The organism is Thermodesulfitimonas sp. (assembly GCF_052743955.1).
On sequence record NZ_JBRAIN010000091.1, the window covers coordinates 1 to 7,079 of the forward strand.

A 7,079-nucleotide genomic window follows, 5' to 3' on the forward strand; every position below is an offset into this window, starting at 1 on the left:
GAGCGGGGCAACATGCTCCGCGCCCTGCGCCGTATCGAGCAGAACAAGGGAGCGGATACTGGCATTTAGCCAAGACCCCGCAGGTTAATAAAGCCCTCGGCCTCGCCTACTGGCGCGACCAAGGGCTCACGAGCTTGGCGGATCGGTACCGTTGAACTTCGCTATCCTTTTGTGAACCGCCGTATACCGAACGGTACGTACGGTGGTGTGGGAGGACGGGGGCTTGTCACCCCCTCCTACTCGATTCCGTGCCTTTTTCTCAAGTTTTCCTTCCTTTTGCCGAATAACAACGGTGAAGGGGGATCTAATAAATGAAACTTTCCCTTTGTATGATTGTTAAAAACGAGGAAGAAGACTTGCCCCGTTGCCTACGAAGTGTCCAGGGAGTAGTTGATGAAGTTATCGTGGTGGATACCGGCTCCACGGACCGAACGGTGGTTATTGCTACGGATTTCGGGGCCCAAGTTTATCACTTTCCCTGGACTGGTGACTTTAGTGCTGCCCGGAACGTTTCTTTAGAGAAGGCAACCGGGGACTGGATTATTTTCCTCGATGCTGATGAGGAGCTGGTGACGGGTGACGGGCCGAAGCTCCGGGAGTTGATTGCCGCCAACGCAGCGGATGGCTACTATTTGACAGAGATCAACTTCGTGGGCGATAAGCCCGGAGTCGACGCCGTGATAAATCCTACCTTCCGGGTTTTTCGCAACCGTCCCGAATTCCGCTTCAGTGGAGCCATCCACGAACAGATTGTAGCCTGTGTGCAGCAGTATGGTGGTAGAGTAGCCTTTTCGGATGTCCGGATAAACCATTACGGTTATTTAAATCAAACTACCCTAAAAAAAGAAAAGATCCAGCGGAACCTCAAGATCCTTAAAGAAGAGGTTGTAAAGCGACCCCAGGACAACTTTGTAAGGTTTAATCTGGGCGTGGAGTACCTCCGGCTGGGAAAGTACGCCGCGGCGCTCAAAGAGTTTCAAAAGGCCTTTCATAAGCTGCCTTCTCTGGAAGTCGCTTACGCTTCAGTACTGCTCAGAAATATCGTTCTGTGCCTGAAAGAACTTAAACGTTATGAAGAAGCGTTGGCGGTGCTTGCGGATGCGGTCGAGGCTTATCCGGATTATACAGACCTGCTGTTTTTAAAGGCTTGTGTTTACGCCGACATGAAGAATTTTGGCGCCGCGGTGGCGGCTTACCAGGAATGCCTTGCCCGGGGCGAGTCGGCCACCTGCCATATTACTCAGCAGGGTGTAGGAAGCTACCGGGCGTGGTACGGGCTGGGTCAGGCTTACGAGCAGCTCGGTGATTATGGGCAGGCGGTAAAAGCTTATACCCAAGCTTTGAAGGCTAACCGCTATTTTTTAGGGCCGGTTTATAACTTGGCCAGCATTCTTCTCCCCCGGGAGGACATCCAGGCGGTTACGGCGTTTTTCGCCCGACACCTCGATTTGGATGATCCGGATACCTTGATAGCTTTAAGCCAGGCTTTTAGCCTGGAAAAACGTTACCGGGAAGCGCTGCAGTATCTTGAAGCAGCATTAGCCCGTAGTGGCGTATCGCAGCGGCTTCTTTTTCTCAAAGGGGAGCTACTGTTGAACCTTGGGTGCTACGCCGAGGCGAGTGACTGCTTCGCGGCTCTTGAAACTGGGGCCTACCGGATGCCTGCGCTTTTAAGTCGTGCCTTCTGTCTAATAATGGGAGGGAAGGTTCCTGAAGCGGTAGCGCTCTTAGAGGCCGCGGGTCAGGAAGAAGAATGGGCGTTACACGTTCAGGTTTACCGGGCCTTTGCGGCGCTTACTGGTGGGGTGCTTCCGTCTTTGCCGGTCGTAGCCGGTGGGGACCGCGTGCGGTACCAGCGGATTCTTCTCGATTTACTCGGCAAGCTGCTTGAACTCGGGGAGTTCAAAAAATTCGAAGAGGCGTTACCGCTTATAGACGTGATTCCATCGCCTGAGCGCCACCTGCGGTTGGGTAAACTCTACTTCCGGCACGGCTTTACGGATCTGGCGGGAGAGGAGTTGCTATCCGCGGTACATGCGGGTACGCGGGATGGCGAGGCAATGGCGATGCTCGGTGAGATTGCGGCGGCGAAAGGATTCTTGGAGGAGGCGGCAGTCTTTTATCGTTTCGCGCTCGACCTTGATGAGGGATGCTTACGGTATTATACGGCACTCGTTAGCATTCTTACCCGGTTACGCCGCTACCGGGAGGCACAAGCGATAATTACCGTGGGGCTGCAAAGGTTTCCTGAGTCATCACTGCTAAAAATGGCGTTAAGGGGTTTGGAGGCGGCAGTGAACTTAAATATCGAGGAGGGAGCCTATTGTGCGCGTTGAAGCTTCCGAACCAGTAAAACCGGCTGCGGAGACATCCAGGCATTTTGTCGAGAAAGCGGCTACCTTACCCGGGAAGGTAGAGAAACCGGAACAACCGCCAGGAGAGGATAAAGAAACCGGAAAGCATAAAGGAGTGAGTAAGGCCTGGTTAGAGGATTTGGTTGGCCGTCTGAATCTTGTAATGGAGATGACTTGGTATGAGCTACGATTCCGGATTCATGAGGCCACCCATGAAGTGGTGGTTCAGGTAGTCAACCGGGATACTGGCGAGGTCTTGCGAGAGATTCCACCCCAGAAGATACTCGATATGGTGGCCGAAATGAAAAAGCTCATTGGCATGTTGGTCGATAAGAAGATTTAAAGCGAATTGCTTTTAGAAGACATAGAAAGGGGTGAACTCCTTATGACGACGATGCGGATAACAGGGGTTATGTCTGGCCTGAATACAGAAGATATCATTAATAAGCTGATGGCGATTGAACGGCAGCCGGTAGAGCTTTTAAACCGTAAGAAAGCCGTTTTGGAGAAGCAGAAAGTCGCTTGGGACGAAATACAGGCGAAACTTAACGATCTCCACAGTAAGCTCCTTGACTTAAAGTTAATGTCTACTTATACCGGCCGTGTGGTTACGTCTTCGAACGAGAGCGTGGTTACAGCAACTGCCTCTTCTACTGCTGCCGTGGCTACCTACTCTATTACTGTTACCCAGCTTGCCCAGGCCCATAGCATAGCTTCAGACCGGTTTGCTGATCCGACGGCAGCGCTTGGTTTCAGTGGGACCTTTACAATTAACGGGAAAAGTGTAACGGTAGAAGAGACCGACAGTCTTAACAGCGTTAGAGAGAAGATTAACAATGCTAACGCTGGGGTCACGGCGACGATTGTTGATAACCGGGTAGTCCTTACCAGTAAAAGTACCGGCGCAGCCAGTGAGATCAATTTGGTGGATGACGCCACAACCGGAGTTTTGAAGTCGCTAGGCATCTTGAAGACTGACGGAGCCATCAAGAATCAACTGGTGGCGGCGCAGGATGCTTCATTCACGGTGAATGGCCTTGCCATTACCCGGAGTACTAATACCATTTCCGATGTGCTCAGCGGCGTTACCCTAACGCTAAAAGGAACTTCGGCCACCACCGTTACCTTAGAGGTAAAGAATGATACCCAGACTGCGGTTAACAAGATTAAAGCCTTTGTGAAAAGCTATAATGCGCTTATGAGTGATATTTCCCAAAAACTTAGCTATGATCCGGCTACCAAGACTGCGGGTCTGCTTCAGGGAGACCGGGCGCTTATGGATTTAGAAAACCAGTTGCGGCGCAAGGTTTCGGAAATTATCAGTACCGCCGATCCCACGCTTAATGCTCTACACCTTATCGGGATTACCACCTCGGGTAAGGAGGCGACCCTTACGGTAAACGAAGCCAAACTTACTGAGGTGTTGGCTACGAAGCCGGATAAGGTAGCACTTTTGTTCGGCGCTTCATCGGCAAACGGGAACGACGGCGTGGCTACCCGGATGGATGCTACCCTGAACCTGTGGAATGTAAGCGGCACCGGCTTTATAGCAGCAAAGAGAGGTTCATTGGCAGGCCAGATCAAGGATATTGGGGAACAGGTTGCAAGGATGGAAGAACGCCTATCTATTCGCGAAGCAAACCTCTGGCGGCAGTTCACCGCGCTTGAAGAAGCGCTAACGGCGATGAGTGCGCAGAGTAACTGGTTGGCGATGCAACTCGGCCAAACATCGGGAACCGGAATTCGGAAATAGTAAAGGAGAAGTGGTAACGTGCAATATTTGGCAAAAAAAAGCGCTGCCCAGAACGAATATTTCGCGGCCGCAATAGCTACTGCGCCGCCCGGCCGACTCCTGTTGATGCTCTATGATGGGGCGATTAACTTCCTTTCCCGGGCGGTTGACGCTCTGGAAAGGAAAGATTTTGAAGAGGCAAACCGGCTTATTGTCCGGGCTCAGGACATCATTGCGGAGTTAACCAGTTCGCTTGATATGCGGTACGATGTTGCGCAATCGCTATACCAACTTTACGATTATTTCAATCGCCGGTTAGTCGAAGCGAACGTTAAAAAAGACGGTATCCCTATAGCCGAGGTCCAGGGCTACCTTCGGGAACTACGCGCGGTTTGGGCTGAGGTTATCGCGGCGGTAGGTGCGGGAGCAGCGGTACCGCCGAGTGCTGCAGGAATGGAGGTTTAGGCTATGGAAGATAAAGGCCAGCTTTTGCTGATGCTTTATGACGGGGCGATAGACTTTCTCGCGCGGGCGGGGGAAGCCTTAGAGAGCGGTGATTACGAGGAGGCTAACCGGTTTATCATCCGTGCACAGAGCATTATTACGGAGCTAAAGAGCGCGCTGAATATGCAATACGAGGTGGCTGAGTCGTTGGCTAAGCTTTACGACTACTTCCACCGGCGGCTACTCGAGGTGAACGAGAAGAGAGAAAAGGCGCCGCTTATCGAGGTTCTGGGATACTTGAGGGAGCTGCGGGAGGCCTGGGCCACGGCGGTAGTTACTTCTGGAACGAGGGCGGTGTCGTTTGGCGCTGCGGCTGCGGGGATATGAGCTATGGAAAGGTGTAGCGAGGGACTTTGCACCTTACTTGGCTACTGGCTCAAACTGGCTACAGTACAAAAGGAGGCAATTCAGCAGCGAGCACCGGTAGAGACCTTGCAAGAGGTAATCGGGATAAAAGAAAAGCTAAAGGCAGAGATCGTGCGAGTATTGACTAGTCTTGCCGCGAATGAAACTCCGGCAAACACATCTTTACTAGAGCAGATTCTCCAGGAAGAGAAGCAGGCGCAGGAGCTGCTGGCGGGTTGGCTCGGCGAGATAAGGGAGGAAATAGCCCGCGTGCACCAAGGGCAGGAAGCGCTACAAGCTTATTTTAAAGCGGGGAGTGTCCCGACAGCTCATTTCTTCGATAAAAGACGCTGAGTATCTGCACCTGCGTCTTGTCCTTTAGCTATGTTCTGACGTCCGATGACTGACGACCAACGACCGGTTATTGGGAGGAGGATGGTTTTGTCGCGATCTGACGAAAAGTGCGGGATTGTCTGGGAAGGTTCTTTCTTTGTTTACCACAGTTTAGCGCTGGTGAACCGGGAACTCGTCCTGGCGTTGCTGCAGGATGAGGAGTTGGAGATAGGGCTTACGCCTTACGAGCCCGATCAGTTCGACCAGGCGGTTGACCCACGCTTTGTCTTCTTGGCGGCGCGGTTTGGGCGACGGCCAGTCCAGGTCGACTTTACGGTGCGCCACCGCTGGCCGCCCTTATTTACACCGGCCGAGGGGCGGCTCATCTGGATGCAGCCCTGGGAGTACGGTTCCTTGCCGGTGGAGTGGGTAAAATTCGCCAATAGCCCGGCGGTAGCCGAAATTTGGGCCTGCTCGAGTTTTGTACGTGACTCCTATATCCAGAGCGGTGTTGATCCGCAAAAGGTGGCCGTGATTCCCTTAGGGATAAATCCCGCGATCTTTAACCCCGAGGTGGTACCGCTTCCGCTTCCAACGGAAAAAGCGTTTAGGTTCTTGTTTGTGGGCGGAACCATTCCCCGGAAGGGGCCGGATGTTTTGCTGGAGGCCTATTTCAGGGCCTTTTCGGCGGAGGATGATGTCTGCCTTGTAGTGAAGGATTTCGGCACGGATTCTTTCTATCGCGGGCAGGGGTTAGGGGCGAAGATAGAGGAGTTGAGGCGGCGGAAGGGCACGCCGGAGATTCTCTACCTTAATGATTCTTTGCGAGAGGCGGAGATGGCGGGGCTCTACCGGGCCTGCGACTGTTTGGTGCACCCCCACCGAGGTGAAGGCTTCGGCCTACCGGTAGCGGAGGCAATGGCCTGTGGCCTGCCGGTGATCGTTACGCGCTACGGAGCCTGTCTAGATTTCTGCCATAAAGAAAATGCGCTGTTAATTGACGCCCGGGTTGTTCTGGCTACGGAAAAGCGGGCGGGAAACTTCGAAACGGTGGGCTATCCTTACTGGGCGGAGCCGGACGTGGAGCATTTGGCTCACCTTATGCGGTGGGTTTACGAAAACCCGGGTGAGGCCCGGACTTTAGGGGCGCAAGCAGCAGCGGAGATACGGCAGAAATTCACTTGGGATAAGGCGGCGGCTAAGGCAAAGGCCCGCTTCCGGGAGCTTGTAAAAGACAGGGAAAGGGGCGGTAGGGTGGTGAAGGCGCAAAAGAGTAACGTTGATGAGTTACTAGCGCAAGGTTTTCAGGCCTACACGGCCGGCAAAAGGAGTAGAGCGCAGAAACTTTTTGAGCAGGCGCTGGCGGCGGCACCGGACAACGCGGATGTTAATTACAACCTCGGGCTGCTCTATTTAGAGAGGCAGGAGTTTGCGCCGGCGGCTAAATGCTTATTGACCTGCTTAGAAACTGAAGTTGGTTCTGCAGAGACTTGGGCGGCGCTCGGTAGCGCCGTGGCGGGGCTTGGTGACTTTGGCTCGGCAAAGATTGCTTATGAGACCGCCTTGCGGCTTGATCCTGCGGTTACCGGCGCGGCGGAAAACCTGGCCCTGGTAGAAGCGGTTTTCCGGGAACAGCCTGATTTATGGGAAAGCGGCTGGTACCGTCCGCGGGTGGTACGACTGGCGGCGAAGGTTCCGGCTTCTGAACCTGCCGCCCGAAGTGCGCCTAATAAAGCGGATGTATCTTCTATAACTGTGGAAGAGGAGGCTGAGCTGGCAAGGATAACCGCGGCGATCGCCCACGCCTTTGA

7 protein-coding genes are annotated in these 7,079 nt (G+C 53.6%); all 7 read left to right on the forward strand.

What is annotated here, in order from left to right; genetic code table 11:
- The first annotated feature begins 311 nt into the window (after positions 1-311).
- The gene (locus tag ACUVTA_RS07810; RefSeq protein ID WP_445952392.1) at positions 312-2,336 is read left to right on the forward strand and encodes a tetratricopeptide repeat-containing glycosyltransferase family 2 protein; all 2,025 of its coding nucleotides are present in this window, start codon (positions 312-314) and stop codon (positions 2,334-2,336) included.
- Positions 2,326-2,697: a flagellar protein FlaG gene (locus ACUVTA_RS07815; protein ID WP_445952393.1), complete on the forward strand. Its 372-nt coding sequence runs from the start codon at positions 2,326-2,328 to the stop codon at positions 2,695-2,697. Before ACUVTA_RS07810 ends, ACUVTA_RS07815 begins: the two co-directional genes overlap by 11 nt.
- A gap of 42 nt (positions 2,698-2,739) precedes the next feature.
- On the forward strand, positions 2,740-4,107 hold the full coding sequence (gene fliD, locus ACUVTA_RS07820; RefSeq protein ID WP_445952394.1) for a flagellar filament capping protein FliD: 1,368 nt from the start codon (positions 2,740-2,742) through the stop codon (positions 4,105-4,107).
- An 18-nt stretch (positions 4,108-4,125) separates the two neighbouring features.
- The gene (fliS, locus tag ACUVTA_RS07825) at positions 4,126-4,551 is read left to right on the forward strand and encodes a flagellar export chaperone FliS (protein WP_445952395.1); all 426 of its coding nucleotides are present in this window, start codon (positions 4,126-4,128) and stop codon (positions 4,549-4,551) included.
- 3 nt (positions 4,552-4,554) lie between these two features.
- A complete protein-coding gene (gene fliS, locus ACUVTA_RS07830) occupies positions 4,555-4,917 on the forward strand; it encodes a flagellar export chaperone FliS (RefSeq protein WP_445952396.1) in 363 nt (120 codons plus the stop codon).
- 3 nt (positions 4,918-4,920) lie between these two features.
- On the forward strand, positions 4,921-5,289 hold the full coding sequence (locus tag ACUVTA_RS07835) for a hypothetical protein (protein WP_445952397.1): 369 nt from the start codon (positions 4,921-4,923) through the stop codon (positions 5,287-5,289).
- An 87-nt stretch (positions 5,290-5,376) separates the two neighbouring features.
- The coding region (locus ACUVTA_RS07840; protein ID WP_445952398.1) for a glycosyltransferase at positions 5,377-7,079 on the forward strand (1,703 nt) is incomplete at its 3' end.